Annotated in this window: 19 protein-coding genes and 1 rRNA gene; all 20 read right to left on the bottom strand. The window is 46.6% G+C overall.

Annotated elements, in window-relative coordinates:
- A 16S ribosomal RNA gene (locus BUA75_RS06815) occupies positions 1-190 on the bottom strand; the annotation flags it as partial.
- Positions 191-433: 243 nt separating this feature from the next.
- Positions 434-1186: a tRNA (guanosine(37)-N1)-methyltransferase TrmD gene (trmD, locus tag BUA75_RS06810; RefSeq protein WP_072873838.1), complete on the bottom strand. Its 753-nt coding sequence runs from the start codon at positions 1184-1186 to the stop codon at positions 434-436.
- A complete protein-coding gene (gene rimM, locus BUA75_RS06805; protein WP_072873837.1) occupies positions 1179-1730 on the bottom strand; it encodes a ribosome maturation factor RimM in 552 nt (183 codons plus the stop codon). Before rimM ends, trmD begins: the two co-directional genes overlap by 8 nt.
- Before the next feature lie 172 nt (positions 1731-1902).
- The gene (locus BUA75_RS06800; protein WP_072873836.1) at positions 1903-2325 is read right to left on the bottom strand and encodes a YlqD family protein; all 423 of its coding nucleotides are present in this window, start codon (positions 2323-2325) and stop codon (positions 1903-1905) included.
- A gap of 61 nt (positions 2326-2386) precedes the next feature.
- Positions 2387-2626: a KH domain-containing protein gene (locus tag BUA75_RS06795; RefSeq protein WP_072873835.1), complete on the bottom strand. Its 240-nt coding sequence runs from the start codon at positions 2624-2626 to the stop codon at positions 2387-2389.
- 105 nt (positions 2627-2731) lie between these two features.
- The gene (rpsP, locus tag BUA75_RS06790; RefSeq protein ID WP_072873834.1) at positions 2732-3004 is read right to left on the bottom strand and encodes a 30S ribosomal protein S16; all 273 of its coding nucleotides are present in this window, start codon (positions 3002-3004) and stop codon (positions 2732-2734) included.
- A 22-nt stretch (positions 3005-3026) separates the two neighbouring features.
- On the bottom strand, positions 3027-4481 hold the full coding sequence (ffh, locus tag BUA75_RS06785; RefSeq protein ID WP_072873833.1) for a signal recognition particle protein: 1455 nt from the start codon (positions 4479-4481) through the stop codon (positions 3027-3029).
- The gene (ylxM, locus tag BUA75_RS06780; RefSeq protein WP_238413474.1) at positions 4474-4878 is read right to left on the bottom strand and encodes a YlxM family DNA-binding protein; all 405 of its coding nucleotides are present in this window, start codon (positions 4876-4878) and stop codon (positions 4474-4476) included. The genes ffh and ylxM overlap by 8 nt, the downstream gene beginning before the upstream one ends.
- Positions 4879-4903: 25 nt before the next feature.
- A complete protein-coding gene (ftsY, locus tag BUA75_RS06775) occupies positions 4904-5830 on the bottom strand; it encodes a signal recognition particle-docking protein FtsY (protein WP_423219869.1) in 927 nt (308 codons plus the stop codon).
- Between the two features lie 35 nt (positions 5831-5865).
- Positions 5866-9438 carry a chromosome segregation protein SMC gene (gene smc / locus BUA75_RS06770; protein ID WP_072873831.1) on the bottom strand — a complete coding sequence of 1191 codons (3573 nt, stop codon included), beginning with the start codon at positions 9436-9438 and terminating at the stop codon, positions 5866-5868.
- A complete protein-coding gene (gene rnc / locus BUA75_RS06765) occupies positions 9419-10189 on the bottom strand; it encodes a ribonuclease III (RefSeq protein WP_072873830.1) in 771 nt (256 codons plus the stop codon). The genes smc and rnc overlap by 20 nt, the downstream gene beginning before the upstream one ends.
- A gap of 143 nt (positions 10190-10332) precedes the next feature.
- Positions 10333-11577 carry a beta-ketoacyl-ACP synthase II gene (gene fabF, locus BUA75_RS06760; RefSeq protein ID WP_072873829.1) on the bottom strand — a complete coding sequence of 415 codons (1245 nt, stop codon included), beginning with the start codon at positions 11575-11577 and terminating at the stop codon, positions 10333-10335.
- A 77-nt stretch (positions 11578-11654) separates the two neighbouring features.
- Complete coding sequence (gene acpP / locus BUA75_RS06755; protein WP_072873828.1) at positions 11655-11888, bottom strand: acyl carrier protein; 234 nt, start codon at positions 11886-11888, stop codon at positions 11655-11657.
- Positions 11889-11914: 26 nt separating this feature from the next.
- Complete coding sequence (gene fabG, locus BUA75_RS06750) at positions 11915-12649, bottom strand: 3-oxoacyl-[acyl-carrier-protein] reductase (RefSeq protein ID WP_072873827.1); 735 nt, start codon at positions 12647-12649, stop codon at positions 11915-11917.
- A 69-nt stretch (positions 12650-12718) separates the two neighbouring features.
- Positions 12719-13657, bottom strand: coding sequence for an ACP S-malonyltransferase (gene fabD / locus BUA75_RS06745; RefSeq protein ID WP_072873826.1), 939 nt, complete (start codon positions 13655-13657; stop codon positions 12719-12721).
- Between the two features lie 69 nt (positions 13658-13726).
- Entirely contained in the window at positions 13727-14716 is a 990-nt protein-coding gene (locus BUA75_RS06740; RefSeq protein WP_278247847.1) for a beta-ketoacyl-ACP synthase III, read from the bottom strand.
- Between the two features lie 34 nt (positions 14717-14750).
- A complete protein-coding gene (plsX, locus tag BUA75_RS06735) occupies positions 14751-15749 on the bottom strand; it encodes a phosphate acyltransferase PlsX (protein WP_129583544.1) in 999 nt (332 codons plus the stop codon).
- A 67-nt stretch (positions 15750-15816) separates the two neighbouring features.
- On the bottom strand, positions 15817-16386 hold the full coding sequence (gene fapR, locus BUA75_RS06730) for a transcription factor FapR (RefSeq protein ID WP_072873824.1): 570 nt from the start codon (positions 16384-16386) through the stop codon (positions 15817-15819).
- Between the two features lie 323 nt (positions 16387-16709).
- Positions 16710-16886 (bottom strand): 50S ribosomal protein L32, encoded by a 177-nt coding sequence (gene rpmF / locus BUA75_RS06725; protein ID WP_072873823.1) that lies wholly within the window; start codon positions 16884-16886, stop codon positions 16710-16712.
- Between the two features lie 35 nt (positions 16887-16921).
- On the bottom strand, positions 16922-17434 hold the full coding sequence (locus BUA75_RS06720; RefSeq protein WP_203114353.1) for a YceD family protein: 513 nt from the start codon (positions 17432-17434) through the stop codon (positions 16922-16924).
- Between the last annotated feature and the right edge of the window lie 14 nt (positions 17435-17448).

Genomic DNA, 17448 nt, shown 5'->3' with positions numbered 1-17448 from the left:
CATCAGGCATGCGCCTCATGCGCCTATCCGGCCTTAGCACCCGTTTCCAGGCGTTATTCCGGTCTGTTAGGCAGATTCCCCACGTGTTCCTCACCCGTCCGCCGCTGGTATCTTTCGATACCCGCTCGACTTGCATGTATTAGGCACGCCGCCAGCGTTCGTCCTGAGCCAGGATCAAACTCTCAATGTCTAATTCCTTCTCCCTCGCTCTCTCGAGCTCGGGCACTTCTTCTCTGGCGTTTGGTGATTCTTGTGCGTGTTTAGTTTTCAAGGTTCTCTCGCTGCCAAGGCTCTCTTTCGCGTCCCCTCTTGCAGCGACAGCGACTATCTTACCTCCTTTTTGTCGAAAAAGCAATAGCTTCTGTCGAAAAAAATCGGTTTTTTTCATTGCCTGCGAAATAATTTCCTAACAGATGGTCAAATCGTGTGATTTTCAACCATCAAGCCCACTCCAATCTCCTTTTTCAAATCGTTGAATGACAACGCGATCGGCCTCAGATAAATTTGCATGAAGTAACATATCGGGTCTTCGCTTCCAAGTACGATATAACGACTGCATTCGTCGCCATTCAGCAATTTTCCCATGGTGTCCGGAAAGCAACACTGGCGGCACGGATATTCCACGAAATACAGCAGGCCGAGTGTATTGTGGATACTCCAAAAGTCCATGGCTATGCGATTCTTCCGCTAACGATTCTTGATTACCGAGCACACTTGGAAGAAGTCGTACAACTGAATCAATAACTGCCATAGCCGCTATTTCTCCGCCTGTCATGACGAAATCTCCCAGCGAAATTTCGTCAGTTACCCAAGTTTGGCGAACGCGATCGTCCATTCCTTCATAATGTCCGCAGAGAATAACCAAAGATTTCTTTTGTGAAAATTCCTGAGCCATACTTTGCCGATAAGGCTTTCCTTGGGGAGTCATGAGGAGAATTGCATCTGGTGTCTCACGCTCTTGTAAAGCTTCAAGGGCACGGAAAATGGGTTCTGGTTTAAGAAGCATACCTGCACCGCCACCAAACGGATAATCATCCACAGTGCGATGCCGGTCAGTTGCATAATCCCGAAAATTTATACACTGAAGCTGAGTGGCTCCCGAATCTTGTGCACGTTTGATGATACTTGTCTCGAAAAAGGGAGTAAATAGTTCCGGAAACAATGTCAAGACGTGAAATTTAAGCATTTTGACCTTCTCCTGTCTCTTCCTCAAGCAATCCCGGGAGAAGATGCACTGTCATCCGCTTCTCATCTAAAGAAATATTTAATACGCATGAAGGAATGGCAGGAATCAAAAGTTCTCTTGTTTGATCTGACTTTTTCACAACATACACATCATTCGCACCCGGTTGCAGCACTTCCATTAATTCTCCTAAATACTCGCCAGAGTCTCGATATACCTGAAGACCAATTAATTGGTGAATGTAGTAAGTCCCTTCCGGCAATGGCTCCAGCATTGATTCAGGAATACACAATTCTGTTTTACGCCAATCTTCCACCTGAGAAATGGACTGGATTTGTTCAAAAGTGAGAATCCAAAATTTTTGATGTTTCTTGGCTGATTCTACAAAAACTTCTTGAAAGGGATCTTGATTAGGACGACGAATCCATAATTGAGAACCTTTCGAAAATCGAACTTCCGGGAAGTCAGTACGAGGATATACCTTAACCGCCCCTCGCAAAGCATGCGGCGATACTATCACACCCACAGTAAAAAATTTTTCTCTCATGTAGATCCTCCTTTCTCCTTATTGGAGGCTTGTCCATTCTATTTATCTTTATAATATTTGAATGCTAGATCACCCTATAGGAATATCACAACGCAAAGAATGGGCAAAAGCGCAACGCCCGCCCATCCATTCTATGATGCTTGGCGAAAAATCCGTCCCAAATCAAATAAGTTTATTCTTGGAAGGATTGACCTCCACGACGGATATCGACAACCACACCATCTTTCACAACAATTTCCGAGCCCATTAAAATTTTACTCCAGTCATCTCCTACTCGAACATCAACCACTGTTTCCACATTCATATTTTGAATCTCCGTCCCCAACTCTAACTGTTGAATTTGTTGCATTTGTTGGAGAAGTTGTTCGCGTTGCATGAGACGATTATTTTTTTCCGTCTCCACTTGCTCGCGAACCTGTTTAGCTATTTCGCCACCTTGACTCATAGCTTGTTCGATTGCTTGCTTACCTTGTTCCTCAATCTGTTCTAACTCATGCCCAAGTTGCTCAATTTGTTTGCGATGTTCCTGGATAATTTGCTGCTTTGCCATCTCTGTCAAAATAAATTTCACCGCTACTGGTTGACGAATTTGCACAATATTCGCTCCTTTAAATTTCGAACTGCGCTCTACTTCTATTTTAACGCTGATCGCTGTTTTAACGTTTTGCTTCAATTTCTAATTGTACTCGAAGTCCTTGACGATGTGCAGAAGCTGCTAGTATTTGACGCAACGATTTTACAATACGTCCTTGGCGTCCTATAACTTTGCCAACATCGTCCGGATGCACATAGAGTCGATACGTGACAGAACCCCCATCGATTGTATGAGCATCTATTTGAATGTCCTGTGGATAATCGACAATAGCTTCTACCAGAAAGCGAATCAATTTTTCCATCAAACCCGCTCCTGACACCCGCAGATAAAATCAATGACTGGAAAATTCGATGATAAATACAAGCAGCCAAAGCCGGCAAAATGCCGGCCTGGCTTACTGATGAATTTATTTTGCTTGCCGAGCCTCATGAAATTTCTTCAATACCCCCTGCTTACTTAACAGATGACGCACGGTGTCAGAAGGTTGGGCTCCCGTTGAAAGCCAATGCAGGGCACGTTCTTCATTAATGCTAATTTCCGCAGGATCCTTGAGCGGATTATAAGTACCAATCTCTTCAATAAAACGTCCATCACGAGGCGAACGAGATTCCGCAACAACCAAACGATAAAAAGGAGCTTTTTTAGCACCCATTCTTTTCAAACGAATTTTGACTGCCATCAATTATCATCCTTTGCATTCATTATTTTTTCTTTTTCTTATGATGTCGACGAGATTTTGGAAAATTGGAACCCTCTGCTGAGAGAGGCAATTTGCCCAATTCATCTTGTAAATTAGGAATTCCACCATCCATCCCGAGCGACTTCAGCGCACTAAGCGCATTTCGGCGTCCCATTTTTTTGCCAATTCCTGAAAATTTTTTCATCATCTGACGCGTCTGCTCAAATTGATTGAGAACTTGGTTTACCTCACGAACGGTGGTCCCACTTCCCATTGCCACTCGCCTACGCCGACTTGCATTCATGACATCAGGATTGGCACGTTCCTCTTTTGTCATGGAAGTAATGATAGCATCCATGCGCAAAAAACGCTTATCACCGAGATCGACATTCTCCAAACCCTTCATTTTGTTCATCCCGGGAATCATTTTCATGATTTGATCGAGTGGGCCCAAATTGCGAACTTGTTGGAACATCTCGCGAAAATCATCCAGCGTAAAAGATGCGTTGCGCATCTTTTGCTCCATTTCCCGCGCCTTTTCCATATCCACTGTTTGTTCGGCTCGTTCAATCAGGCTAAGAACATCTCCCATGCCTAAAATGCGCGAAGCCATACGATCGGGATGGAAAGGTTGCAACGGTTCAATCTTCTCACCGAGACCAACATACTTGATGGGACAGCCCGTGGCAGAACGAATCGTTAATGCCGCTCCTCCACGCGCATCGCCGTCTAATTTGGTGAGAATGACACCCGTGAGACTGAGCCTTTGATGAAAAGTTTCTGCCACATGTACCGCGTCCTGCCCAGTCATGGCATCAACCACAAGCAAAACTTCATCCGGCTCAGCGAGAGACTGGATATCTTCCAGTTCTTTCATTAAATCCTCATCAATGTGCAGGCGTCCTGCGGTATCGACAAGTACAATGTCAGCCCCTTGAGCTTGTGCAGCGCGCAATCCTTGCCGAACAATCTCTTTGGGAAGTTGGGACTGACCCAGTTGAAAAACTGGGACATCAATCTGAGTACCTAGAACCTCCAACTGTTGAATGGCTGCTGGACGATAGACGTCTGCAGCAATCAGGAGCGGACGGTGCTCATGCTGTTTGAAGCTAAGGGCAAGCTTGGCAATGGTGGTGGTCTTACCAGCACCTTGCAGACCGACCAGCATGATAACCGTGGGCGGCTTGGCTGCCATCTTGATTTTCGCTTGCTCGCCACCCATCAACTCGGTCAACTCTTCATAAACAATCTTGACGACCTGTTGTCCAGGCGTCAAACTGTTTTGCACATCTACGCCTACTGCACGTTCCCGAACGCGATCGACAAACTGTTTAATCACTTTTACGTTGACGTCCGCAGCAAGCAGTGCAAGACGAACTTCCCTCATGGCGAGAGCAACGTCTTCTTCTGTAAGTTTGCCTTTACTGCGCAGCTTGCTGAGCGCTTTTTGCAAACTGCTTGACAATGCTTCAAACACGCAGATCCCCCCTCTCCTCGCCAAACAGGAATTGCTTCCACTCTTCCAATATCCTGTTTATTGGCTCCATTTCTTCGTCTGACAGGTCAGGATGATTTTGAGTTACACGATGCCAAGCCGCCTGCAAGCACTTCAACCATTCCTGTTGACGCTGATGGTGCGCCAGCAAACCAAGTTGTGACTCATACCGTTCCAGCACTTCTTCTGCACGCGTGAGATTGTCATGAACAGCTTGTCTGGATACTCCATGCTGGGCGGCAATCTCTCCATACGACCAGTCATCGAAATAATGAAGTTCAAACATTTGTTGCTGGCGTGATGTGAGAAGCTGACCATAAAAGTCATACAACGCATTGACACGTGCGACCTTTTCTATCATATTCGGCTCCCGCCCCACTGTCAACCTCCTCACCTTGACAACATTATTCTTCCTCGCAAAGACTCTCCGCAAATGCGCGCGCTGAAAAAGGTTGAAGATCTTCCTTGCTCTCACCAAGCCCAACCCATTTCACAGGAATGCCTAGTTCCTGTACAATCGGCAAAACCACACCGCCTTTGGCTGTGCCGTCCAACTTGGTTAACACAATGCCACTGACTTGAACCACTTCGCGAAATACTTTTGCTTGCGAGATGGCATTTTGCCCGGTCGTTCCATCCAACACTAACAAAACTTCATGAGGCGATCCCGGTAGTTCCCGGGAAGCAACTTTGTAGATTTTAGCCAATTCTTTCATAAGGTGATCTTTATTCTGCAAACGACCTGCCGTATCACAAAGAATAAAGTCCACTTTGCGCGACTTGGCCGCCTGAATGGCATCATAAACGACTGCAGCCGGGTCGGCTCCTGCCACGTGACGCACTACATCGCAACCAACACGCTCGCCCCAAGCGACCAACTGTTCCGTTGCGGCGGCTCGGAATGTGTCTCCTGCAGCCAATAATACTTTTTTCCCTTGCGATTTATAATAGTGAGCCAACTTGCCAATCGAAGTTGTTTTACCAGCACCGTTGACACCGACAACCAAAACAAGTGTAGGTCCGTCCGCTGCTACAGATGGTGTTGGATCAACTTTCTCCAATGCTTCAGTGAGCGCTTGCGCCATTAAAGGCGGAAGTTCAGATGGTTGTTGAATTTTATTTTCTCGAGCTAATCGACGAACGCGTTCGACTACTTGAAGCGAGGTTTCCATACCCATATCGGCAGCCAAAAAAGCTTCTTCCATCTCTTCATAGACAGAATCGTCCAATCTGTTGGAAGAAAACAAGTGGCCTAATCTGCCAAACAACGCTCCTCGACTTTTCTTTAACCCCTGCTTAAATCGTTCAAAAATACCCACATTATCCCTCATTTCTCTGGCCCATGAGCTTGACTATTCAAGAAAGTTTAGGCTGGTTCATCTTCCCAGTCTTCCGCTATGCGCACACTCACCATGGAGGATACGCCTAATTCTTGCATGGTCACACCATATAGCACATCAGCGGCTTCCATAGTACCGCGACGATGCGTGATAACAATAAATTGTGTTGCTGCGGCGAAAGCTTGCAGTTGTTGAGCAAAACGACCTACATTGCCTTCGTCGAGAGCAGCCTCCACCTCATCAAGAACACAAAATGGCACAGGTCGAACACGCAAAATGGCAAAAAGTAACGCCATGGCTGTCAAAGCGCGTTCACCACCAGAAAGCAAATTGAGACTCTGCAATTTTTTCCCTGGTGGTTCAGCGATAACCTCAATACCTGTTGTCAACAGATGCTCTGGATCTGTCAACTGCAAATCTGCTCGTCCACCTTGAAACAATTGACGAAATACAATCTGAAATTCAGAGCGAATCTGATCAAAAGTTGCTTGAAACCGTTCTTGCATCTGCTCATCAAGATTTTGTATGACATCTAATAATTGCGCTTTTGCTGCAAGAACATCATCTCTTTCCGATTGCAAAAATTGCAGACGCTCTGTTAACCGATTCCACTCTTCCCAGGCACTCACTCGCACATGACCCATGGATTGCAGTTTTAAACGAAGGTTGCGTACCGTTTCCCTGGCTTTCTCCACATTCTCCAGACGTTCAAGTTTAGAGATAGCCCACTCGTAAGTCATCTCATACTGTTGACCCAACTTTTCGAGGGCATGGCGCAATTCTGCATCTGTGCGCTCTTCAAGCACTGCCAAGCGATGAGTCCGCTCTTCCACAGCTGCTAAAGCAGCTCTCGCTTCATGGACTGCTTTGTCCTTGACGCGCAAAGAAGACTCTAAAACTTGACGTTCCTGGCGCAACCAGAGCATGCGATGCTCTATCTCTTCTTTTTCTTGAAATGAATTTTTCAGACGCTCCTGCAATTCTTGTTCCCGCTCGGCAAGTTGGGCAAGTAAGGCAGCAAACTCGCTTAAATCCTTGTCTGCCGTCTGCAAGCGCTGTTCTAATTTTGCCTTTTCTCCTGACAATTCCTGAAGACGCTGCTGATTGGCGCTCTTCTCCTGTTCAAGAGTAGCCATTTGGACTCGCAAAGCAGTCAATTGCTCCTGCGTTTGTTGAGCATTTTGATCCCAATCTTGAATTTTTTTGCGAATTTCTGTTAATTGCTGTTCACCTTGTTCAATACGTGCTTCCGTCTCTTCGACTTTCTCAGCTGCCTGTTGCAGACGAGTACGGCGCAATTCGTCTGATTCCTTACTTTCTTTTATTTCAAATTGCACAGCTTGCCATTTTTCTTCCGCATTGACCAAACGCAGTTCTGCATCACGAATGGATGCTTCGGCCACCGTCAAACGTTCGGCTATTTCCGTACGTTCCTTGGTCAGCGTCTGTCCCAATCGTTCTATTTCACGCATGCGATTCTCTACAAGGGCTAGTTCTGCTCCTGCCTGTTGTTCTTTTTCCTGCAACTCTGCAAGTCGTTCTTCGGTTTCCTGTTTTTCACGAGTACGTCCCAGCAATCCAGGACCTTTTCGTGCATGGCTACCACCTGACATCAAGCCACCTGGAGCTACCACATCACCTTCAAGCGTCACCAACCGTACCCGATAGCGCAGCTTACGCGCCAAACGATTGGCGTCTACCAAAGTTTTCGCCACTACAACATTGCCAAGAAGATGAGCAATCGCCTGTTCGTAATTTGAGTGATATTGAAGCAACTGGCCGGCCACACCAAGCGCGCCCTCATCTTGCTTAACAATGGCCGCTTCTTCCTCAGAAAGGTAACGACCTCGAATCACAGAAAGCGGCATAAACGTAGCTCGACCCGCATGGCGTTGCTTCAAATACTCAATTGCCCGTCGCGCATCTTCTTCTGAAGCCACCAGCAAATTTTGAACTGCTCCACCCAGTGCGGTTTCAATGGCTAACTCCAACTCTTTGGGAACCCTGATGAGGTTGGCTATACTACCATAAATATGTTCTAAACGCCCGGCATCTTTCGCCTGAAGCACCGTTTTTACCCCGAGCGCGTAACCATCATAGCCAGATTCCAAATCACTCAATAATTCAACACGTGATTGTAAGGCCGCCAGTTCCTGACGCAAACGCTGGCGTTCTTCTTTCCATCGGCTATCTTCTTTACCTAGCTCGCGAAATTGTTGCGAAACTTCCGATAAACGCTGATCCATGGAAGCGAGCCCTTCACGCTCTTTTGCCGCCATAACCTTGTTAGCTTCTAATATCTCTTTTGCCTCTTGGCGAAGCTTGTCCAAACGCTCTGCCTCGGCCACCAGCCAAGCTCGCTGTTTGCTATCGGCGGCATCCCGTTCTTGTAAAGAACGATAGATATTGCGCGCCGTAGCAGCTTCTTGATGCCATGTAATATAAAGGTTATTCAGTTCTTCCAGCTCTCGCTCTAGCTTTGTCCTGTTTTCCGTCAATACCAAGGCTGAAAGCGTCCGCTCTTCTTGACGCATTTGCGCCCAATCTGCCGCGATTTCACTCTGGCGCAAGTCTATATGCTTTTGACGCTCCGCCAGTTGATTTAATTCACGACGCGCCTCTTCTACTTGATTTTGCCGATCCGCTTGAGCTGCGAGCAGATGAACGCGTCGTTCTTGATAGACCGCTGCCTCGCGAGTCCATTCCTCACGTTGCGCTGTGAGTCTTGCAAGCTGCTCTTGAACCATTTCCATTTCTTCTTGCTTTTGTTCCAGTTGAAGATTTTCATGCTTCAGTTGCTCTTCTGATTCACGAAGCCGATCTTTGGCGGCAGAACGTTGGGACACCAAAGAACTCGATTCGGCAGCCAACTGCTTTCGTTGCTCAGAAAGACTATCGATGTCGTGCATGAGAATTTGAGCTTCAGTTGTCTTCAATTCAGCCTCAATATCCAGATATTCGCGCGCACGTTTAGCTTCGACAGCAAGCGGCCGCTCCTCCCGTTCCAACTCAGCAATGATATCGTCAATACGGGTAAGATTGGCATCTGTCTCCCCCAGTTTTCGCTCCGCTTCCTTGCGGCGATGTTTAAATTTAACAATCCCTGCCGCATCTTCAAAAGGGCCACGCCGATCTTCGGGGTGCGTCGAGAGCATTTCTTCAATACGTCCCTGACCAATGATGGAATAAGACTCTCTGCCAAGCCCAGAATCCATAAAAAGTTCTAAAATATCTTTTAAACGGCAAGGCTGTCGATTTAATAAATATTCACTTTCCCCTGAACGATAGACACGGCGTGTGATATTAACTTCTTTGTATGAAACAGGCAAGTGCCCATCTTCGTTATCCAGCGTAAGTGAAACTTCACAAAAATTCACGGCACGTCGCGTTTCACTGCCAGCAAAAATAACATCTTCCATACGATTGCCGCGTAAAGATTTGGCACTTTGTTCACCAAGCACCCATCGAATAGCGTCTGCCACATTGCTTTTGCCACTGCCATTGGGCCCTACAACCGCCGTCAGTCCAGGGGAAAACTCCAACGTCGTCTTATCGGCAAACGATTTAAATCCTATCAAATCAATCCGTTTGAGAAACATTTTCTCGCACACCGCCTGATGAACGGACCAGATGATCGTAAGCTACATGAGCCGCTTGCTGCTCCGCTTCTTTTTTGGAACGCCCAGTCCCCATACCAAACTGTTCGCCTCGAATCAAAATTTCCACCACAAATTCGCGCGCATGCGCTGGTCCGCGTTCTTCAATTGTTACGTAGCGCACCATCTCGCCTTGCATATGCTGCTGTACCCACTCTTGAAGCAATGTTTTGTAATCTGTACCCAATGTGGCTTGATCCAAATGAGCTAACATATGTTGCTGAACAAAGTTCCAACAAGCTTCTATTCCTTGATCGAGATAGAGTGCGCCGATAAAAGCTTCAAAAACATCGGCAAGTAAAGCAGGACGCATGCGTCCGCCTGAACGTTCCTCTCCACGGCCAAGCCGCACATGTCTTTCAAATTCAAGTATTTTCGCAAAACGAACTAAGGAAGGCTCGCAAACTAAACTAGCTCGCATACGCGTCAGTTGTCCTTCAAGCAAATCAGGGTACTGTCGATATAAGTAGTCACTGATCAGCAATTCCAAAACTGCATCACCCAGAAACTCTAACCGTTCATTGTCACCTAAACGAGATTTTCGATGTTCATTGCGATAAGAAGCGTGCGTAAAAGCCTGAAGCAATAATTGCGTGTCTCGAAACTCTACACCACATTTTTTTTGCAGTTCTCCTAAAGATTGATCACGAGTGGAACGATCTCGTTGTAAAGTATCGCCTGTATGTTTTTTCATCTTGGTGACCTTCCCCTACTGGATGTTGAGGGACAGGCGCTCACAAATAGAGCAAGTGACTGTCCCTCAACATCCCGTCCTTTTTCTTGTTCGGTTATTGAGTGGCCTGGAAAGGTAAATGAACCTCTCCAGGCATTATAAACTTAGTTTTCCATAAAACGGCGGATAATAATCGAGGCATTATGGCCACCAAATCCAAACGAATTGGACATGACCGTATCCACCGCCTGCTCACGTGCCTTGTTGGGCACATAATCTAAATCGCATTCTGGATCAGGGGTTTCATAGTTCATAGTAGGTGGAATCATTCCGGTTAAGATGGTCATGACACTGGCCACAGCTTCAACGCCGCCAGCGGCGCCAAGCAAGTGTCCTGTCATAGATTTAATGGAGCTCATACTTAATTTGTAAGCGTATTCTCCGAATGTTGCTTTTACAGCTATGGTTTCTAATTTGTCGTTCAGATCGGTAGATGTACCATGAGCATTAATATAGTCTACATCTTCTGGACGCAACCCAGCATCATCGAGGGCTGCTTGCATCGCCAAAGACGCTCCAAATCCAACCGGATCGGGGGCAGTAATATGATGGGCATCTGCAGACATACCATAGCCAACGACTTCTGCCAGAATTTTTGCACCGCGGGCCTTAGCTGATTCTAAGGATTCCAGAACCAAAACACCAGCACCCTCCCCCATCACAAATCCATCACGATGAGCATCAAAAGGTCGACTCGCTTGCTCAGGACTGTCATTTCGTGTAGATAGTGCCTTCATATTGGCAAAACCGGCCAGCGCTAAATCACAGATTGTAGCTTCTGCACCGCCGCATATCATTGCATCGGCAGCACCGCGAGCAATAATCTTGTAGGCGTCGCCCACAGCATGTGTACCTGTCGCACAGGCGGAAACAGGGGCCAAATTGGGACCTTTAGCCCCAAACATAATTGATATTTGGCCACTTGCAGAGTTAATCATCATCATAGGTACAAGAAATGGAGATACTCGTTTAGGACCGCGATCGCGCAGAACGTTGTAATTTTCAAGCATGGTCTGCAAACCGCCAATACCGGAACCAATGTAAACACCTACGCGGGCCGCGTTCTCTTCCGTAATCTGCAAACCAGACTGGCGGAGAGCCTGTACAGCAGCACCGACCGCAAACTGTGCATACATATCAAAGCGACGAATTTCTTTTTTCTCAATGTAATCTTCCGCCTGAAAGCCTTTGACCTGTCCAGCAATTCTTACTGGATACTCACTCACGTCAAAACGATCGATCAAACCGATTCCCGATTTGCCCGCAAGCAAATTCTGCCAAAAAGATTCCACGGTTGAACCGACTGGGGTAACTGCACCAAGACCTGTTACAACTACACGTTTTTGCACAGCTTCACCTCCTCTGTATATAACAGAAAGCCCCGGCAATTGCGCGGGACTCCGTATCACACCACTTCACTCCATAATTATTGGTGGGAGGAGATGTAGTTTACAACGTCGCCAACTGTTGTAATTTTCTCAGCATCTTCATCTGAGATTTCCATATCAAATTCATCTTCCAATTCCATAATAAGTTCTACAACATCCAAAGAATCCGCGCCAAGATCTTCTTTAAAAGTAGCTTCCGGAGTCACTTTGGCCCCGTCAACACTCAGACGGTCAACAATGATGGTCTTTACTCGTTCGAAAACGTCAGACATGCTATCACCTCCCGCGAAAGAGTATACTACATGACCATTCCGCCGTCGACATGCAGAACCTGCCCTGTCATATAAGCGGCGGCCTCAGAGGCAAGAAAGGCTACCACTCCAGCCACATCCTCCGGTTTTCCCGCGCGCCCGAGTGGAATGGACGCACTCAATTTCTCCAGTGTTGCTTGGCCTAACACATGGGTCATATCAGTTTCAATCAGACCTGGCGCAACCGCATTGACAGTAATATTGCGAGGAGCCAACTCTCGCGCCAGCGATTTGGTAAAACCAATGAGCCCTGCTTTAGAGGCCGCATAATTTATTTGTCCAGCATTACCCGAAATTCCTGCTACGGAAACAATAGAAATGATTCTTCCACTGCGTGCTTTCATCATAGGACGGGCAACTTCTTTCGCCAGATAGAACGCACTGCTTAAATTCGTGTCCAGAACCTCCTGCCAATCCTTGTCCTTCATGCGCAAGAGAAGATTGTCGCGTGTAATACCAGCATTATGAACAAAGATATCTAATTTCCCAAACTTTTCTATTGCTGTTTGCACTAGTTTTGTACATTCTTCCGGACGGCTGACATCAGCCTGCACAAGATAAGATTCCCCACCTGCCGCTTGTACGAGATGTGCAGTTTCCTCAGCTTTTTCAAGGTGACCCGCGTAATTTATGACAACTTGCGCACCTTGCTTGGCAAATTCCAAAGCAATCGCTCTTCCAATTCCACGCGAGGCTCCTGTGATTAAAGCAACTTTAGACATAGCTCACCTGCTCCTACATAGCCAAAAACGGCTCAAGTTAAACTAGATGTTATTTCCTACGAGACAGCATCACTCTGTTAATGCCTGCAATGTCTCATGCAAAGAAGGCTCATCCTCTACGCGCAGCGTGCGAACATTTTTGTCAATCTTTTTAATAAGTCCGCTCAGCACGCTTCCCACACCAAACTCCACAAACGTCTGTACACCTAAATTCACCATGGTATGAATATCATCCACAAAACGCACAGGAGAGTATAATTGACGCGACAGCGCTTTCCTCGCAGCATCAGGAGTTTGATATGGCTCAGCATCTACATTGGCAATGACGGGGACGTCACCATCTCTAAAGGGGGCTTCTTGTAGCAAGCTATCAAACGCTGCAGCAGCAGGGCGCATCAACGAACTGTGAAAAGGTCCACTAACAACCAACGGAATAACTCGGCGCGCTTTATGCTGTTTTGCCAGTTCAGATGCATTGCTGACTGCTTTTTGGGTTCCGGAAATAACAATCTGGCCAGGGCAATTTAAATTAGCTAACTCCACTACGTCCGATCCGTTAGACGCTTCTGCACAAATGGCCGCCAGTTCCTCTTCTTCCAGGCCCATCACCGCTGACATAGCCCCCTGTCCAGCGGGTACAGCTTCGTTCATCAATTGTCCACGATGATAAACCAGTTTCACAGCATCAGCAAACGGCAGCATGTTTGCCGCTACCAAAGCGGTATATTCACCAAGACTATGTCCTGCAACTGCAACTGGCCGAATAGAGGATTGAGACTGAAAAACTCTCCAAGCAGCTACACCTGCTGTAAGCAATGCCGGTTGAGCATGATAGGTCAGGCGCAATTCTTCTTCAGGTCCTTCCAGACAAAGCTTGGTCAGCGAAAATCCGAGCGCTTCATCCGCCTCAATAAACGTCTGGCGAGCTAAAGGATAGTTTTCTATCAGTGATTTACCCATGCCCACTGTCTGGGCACCCTGTCCTGGGAAGACAAATCCAACCGTCATCCTTCTGCACTCCTTACCTTTCTTAAAATAAAAACTACACAACCTGTTTATCTAGGTCATACAACTGTTTTAGAGACGAATGGCTACTGATCCCCAAGTCAATCCGCCACCAAATCCAACACAAACAACCAAATCCCCAGTCTTTGCACGACCTTCGCGAACAGCCTCATCTAAAGCTATGGCTATGGAAGAAGCGGAAGTGTTGCCGTATTTGTCAATAGTGACCATCACCTTGTCTTCCGGCAATCCGAATCTGCGCCGCGCCGCGTCAATAATCCGAATATTGGCTTGATGAGGGACAAGTAGTGAAATATCTTCTTTCTGATATCCAACTTTTTCTAGCACTTCTTCTGTAGAACTGACCATCGCATTGACAGCAAACTTAAATGTCTCCTGTCCTTGCATTTTCAGATAATGCAAGCGCGCTGCCACAGATTCTGCTGAAGCAGGAATTCGCGAACCACCTGCAGGCATGTTTAAAAGATGCCCGCCCGACCCATCTGAGCCAAGCGAAAAACCAAGTATACCAGCCTCTTCACTCTCTTCGGCGCGTCCAAGCAGCACAGCACCCGCTCCATCACCGAAGAGCACACAAGTAGAACGATCTTCGTAATCAGTAATTCTTGACAACAAATCCCCCGCAGCTACAAGCACATAAGAAAAGTGGCCACTTTCGATAAAAGAAGCACCAAGCGACAATCCATAAAGAAAACCGCTACAAGCAGCAGACAAATCAAACGAAGCTGCTTTTTTAGCTCCAATAGCATTTTGAACGAGATTAGCTGTAGCAGGAAACATCATGTCAGGAGTGACCGTGCCGCACACAATCAAATCCACTTCCGACGCATCAACCCCAGCTGCAGTAAGCGCCCTTTCGCATGCTTTGGCCACATAATCGGAAGTGGCTTCGTTTGCTTCTGCAATGCGACGTTCTCGAATACCTGTTCTTGTTACAATCCACTCATCGGATGTATCAACCATCTTTTCCAAATCCGCATTAGAAAGCACTCGCTGAGGCACCGCTGAACCAGTGCCTAAAATTTTTGCACGCACTCCCACGTTATACCATCCTCCTAAAATGACTTCATCTCGTTCAAACTTCCTCTAAATTCAGAAATGCCTCCGATAATTTCCCTAGCAAGTTCTTTTCCACAAATGCCTGTGCCTGCCCAAGTGCCACGTACCAAGCGCGTACATTGCTGCTGCCGTGGGCTTTGAAACATCCTCCATTAACACCAAGAAACGGGGCGCCACCATATTCTGAATACTCAAATCGATGAAAAAAATGTTTTAATTGAGGTTTTACAAGCAAAGCGCCCAATTTGGTCTGAAAAGAAGAAACTAACGTAGAGCGAATCCCGGAAGCTAATCCAAGCCCTAGACCTTCAGCCAATTTTAATACCACATTGCCGGCAAACCCGTCGCATACCAGTACATCACAAATACCAGAGAGCACATCGCGAGCTTCTACATTGCCGACAAAATGCAAATTCGATTTTTCCAGCAACGGAAAGGTTGCCTTCGTCAAAGCATTTCCCTTCCCTGCCTCTGTTCCTACGTTCAATAGTCCAACTCGCGGTCGACTTGTGCCAAGAATCATTTCTGAATAATAGCTGCCCATAAAAGCAAACTGGCGCAAATTTTCTTCATTGGCATCCATTGTGGCGCCTGCATCTAAAAGCAATACCCCTCGACCATCAAAGGTCGGCATGACAGGAGCTAAAGCAGGGCGTAAAATTCCCGGTACGCGTCCAATAATCAGTAACCCAGCAGCAACAATAGCTCCTGTATTGCCTGCCGACAGTAATGCGTCTGCTTTGCCTTCGGCCACCATTTCAGCAGCTATAACTAATGAGGCATTTTTTTTTCGCCTTACAGCACGCACTGGCTCATCAGTACCGTCTATTTGCTCCGTGGTGTGAACGATTGTTACATTGACTGGAAAAGAATGAGAAACTGCACGAATTTTCTTTTCATCTCCAACCAGGATATACTCCGTATGCAGTTCCTTTGCGGCAGCATCTAAAACAGCTTGTACAGGCGCCTGCGGTGCCAAGTCTCCCCCCATCACATCGACAACAAGCTTTGCCAAACATCTCCCTCACTTTCACAAGCCAAGCCATACTTTCAACAGTCATTGATAATTTAGAAATGGACTTTCAGGCATTCCATACCGGACCAGCAATCATCCAAATTTGACCTTTCAAAATAATTTTCTTTTCTACATGCGCAACGGCAAAACATCGCAATACATGCTTTCGTCTCGCCACAACTTCTACCCGCGCATGCACAGTTTCCCCTAGATAAGCTGGATTGGCAAATCTCAACTCGCTTTTGGCGGTCACTGCAATATCCGCATCCACCATGGCTGTCGCAAGAGAATTGACCTGAGCAAACAAAACATGGCCGCGAGCAATCTGATAGCGATGAAAGACGTGCTGCGCTTCAATCGTCAATTCTGACACCGCGTATTCATTGAGACGAAGCTCTTTTAATTCCCCAGTGATTTCTTGTTGATCAAGCGAGCGCAACGCATCATGGGATGTCTCTGCCAGACGGCGAATACGCTCGCGCGCTTCAGGAATCGCTAATTTTTGCCGATCCAATCGAATGGTGGCCACACTTACGCCAAAATGTTCAGCCAATTGCTCATCCGTGGCAAAGGGATGTTTTTGAATATACATCCTCAAGAGTCCGTGGCGCTCAACCCTTTTCAGTTTACCATCCATCCTTTAACACGTGGTCGGCAAAGAGTTGCAGAACTCAGTCGATATTGTAGAACTCAAGTTCATCTGTACCGGACACACTCTATGTTGATAATGACAACAATCTTAACTGATATTGATTTTTTTAATAACTGGTACTAATGCTAACTGCCTGTAGACCTACTGACAAGTATAAAGTTTCACCAAAAACAGACGTTTGTTGACAAAATGACGTCGCAAGTGAAAGAGAGTTGATAGGTCATCATTGCAAAACCGAAATATTTTGACCTTATCATCTTCCGATAAATGAAAAAAGCCAGCCTGTCGGCTAGCTGTGTTTTTACACTTTACTTAACGGACAACACTGTTCTGCCCTTATAAGTGCCGCAATTTTTACAAACATGATGAGTCAGTCGATATTCGCCACATTGCGGACACGGCTGAATTTCCGGAGCCGTCAGTTTAAAGTGAGTGCGACGCAGACGTTTGCGCGTCTTGGACGTTCTATGTTGCGGTACAGCCACGTACAACACCTCCCTTGCCACTACCGTTCAACATCTTACTCTGATTCAGGGGAAGAAAGCAAGTCTTTTAAAATTTCTAATCTCGGGTCCACTTTTCGCTTTTCACAAGAACAGTCGGCCATATTCAAATTTTGCCCACACTCCTGGCACAATCCGCGACAATCAGCCCGACAAAGAGGCACCGATGGGAGGGCGAGCAATAATGATTCTTCCACCAAGTCATCCAATATAACTTTATCATCAGGCGCATAAACAGCATCGATTCGTTTGGCTTCCTGCTCATTCCAGCTATAGCGTTCTTCCACTGGAGCATGCAAACTAGCCGTAAAAGGCTCAAGACATCGCGCACAGCGGTACTCAACTTCAGTATCGGCAGCACCAGCCACATTCGCAAAGTTATCCACCATCGAAACAGAGAGATGGACATCAGCCACTTTGGCTTCCAATACATCTTCAGAAGCCGCCACCATCTGGTTTGTAGAAAAGCTCTCATCCATCAGAAGACTTTTTTGGTCTATCAATGTTTTTCTAGAAAACTCCAAAGTCATGACCATCACCCCAG

Source organism: Alicyclobacillus tolerans, assembly GCF_900142255.1.
Lineage (GTDB): Bacteria > Bacillota > Bacilli > Alicyclobacillales > Alicyclobacillaceae > Alicyclobacillus_I > Alicyclobacillus_I tolerans.
This window is presented reverse-complemented; position numbering and strand designations above follow the sequence as displayed.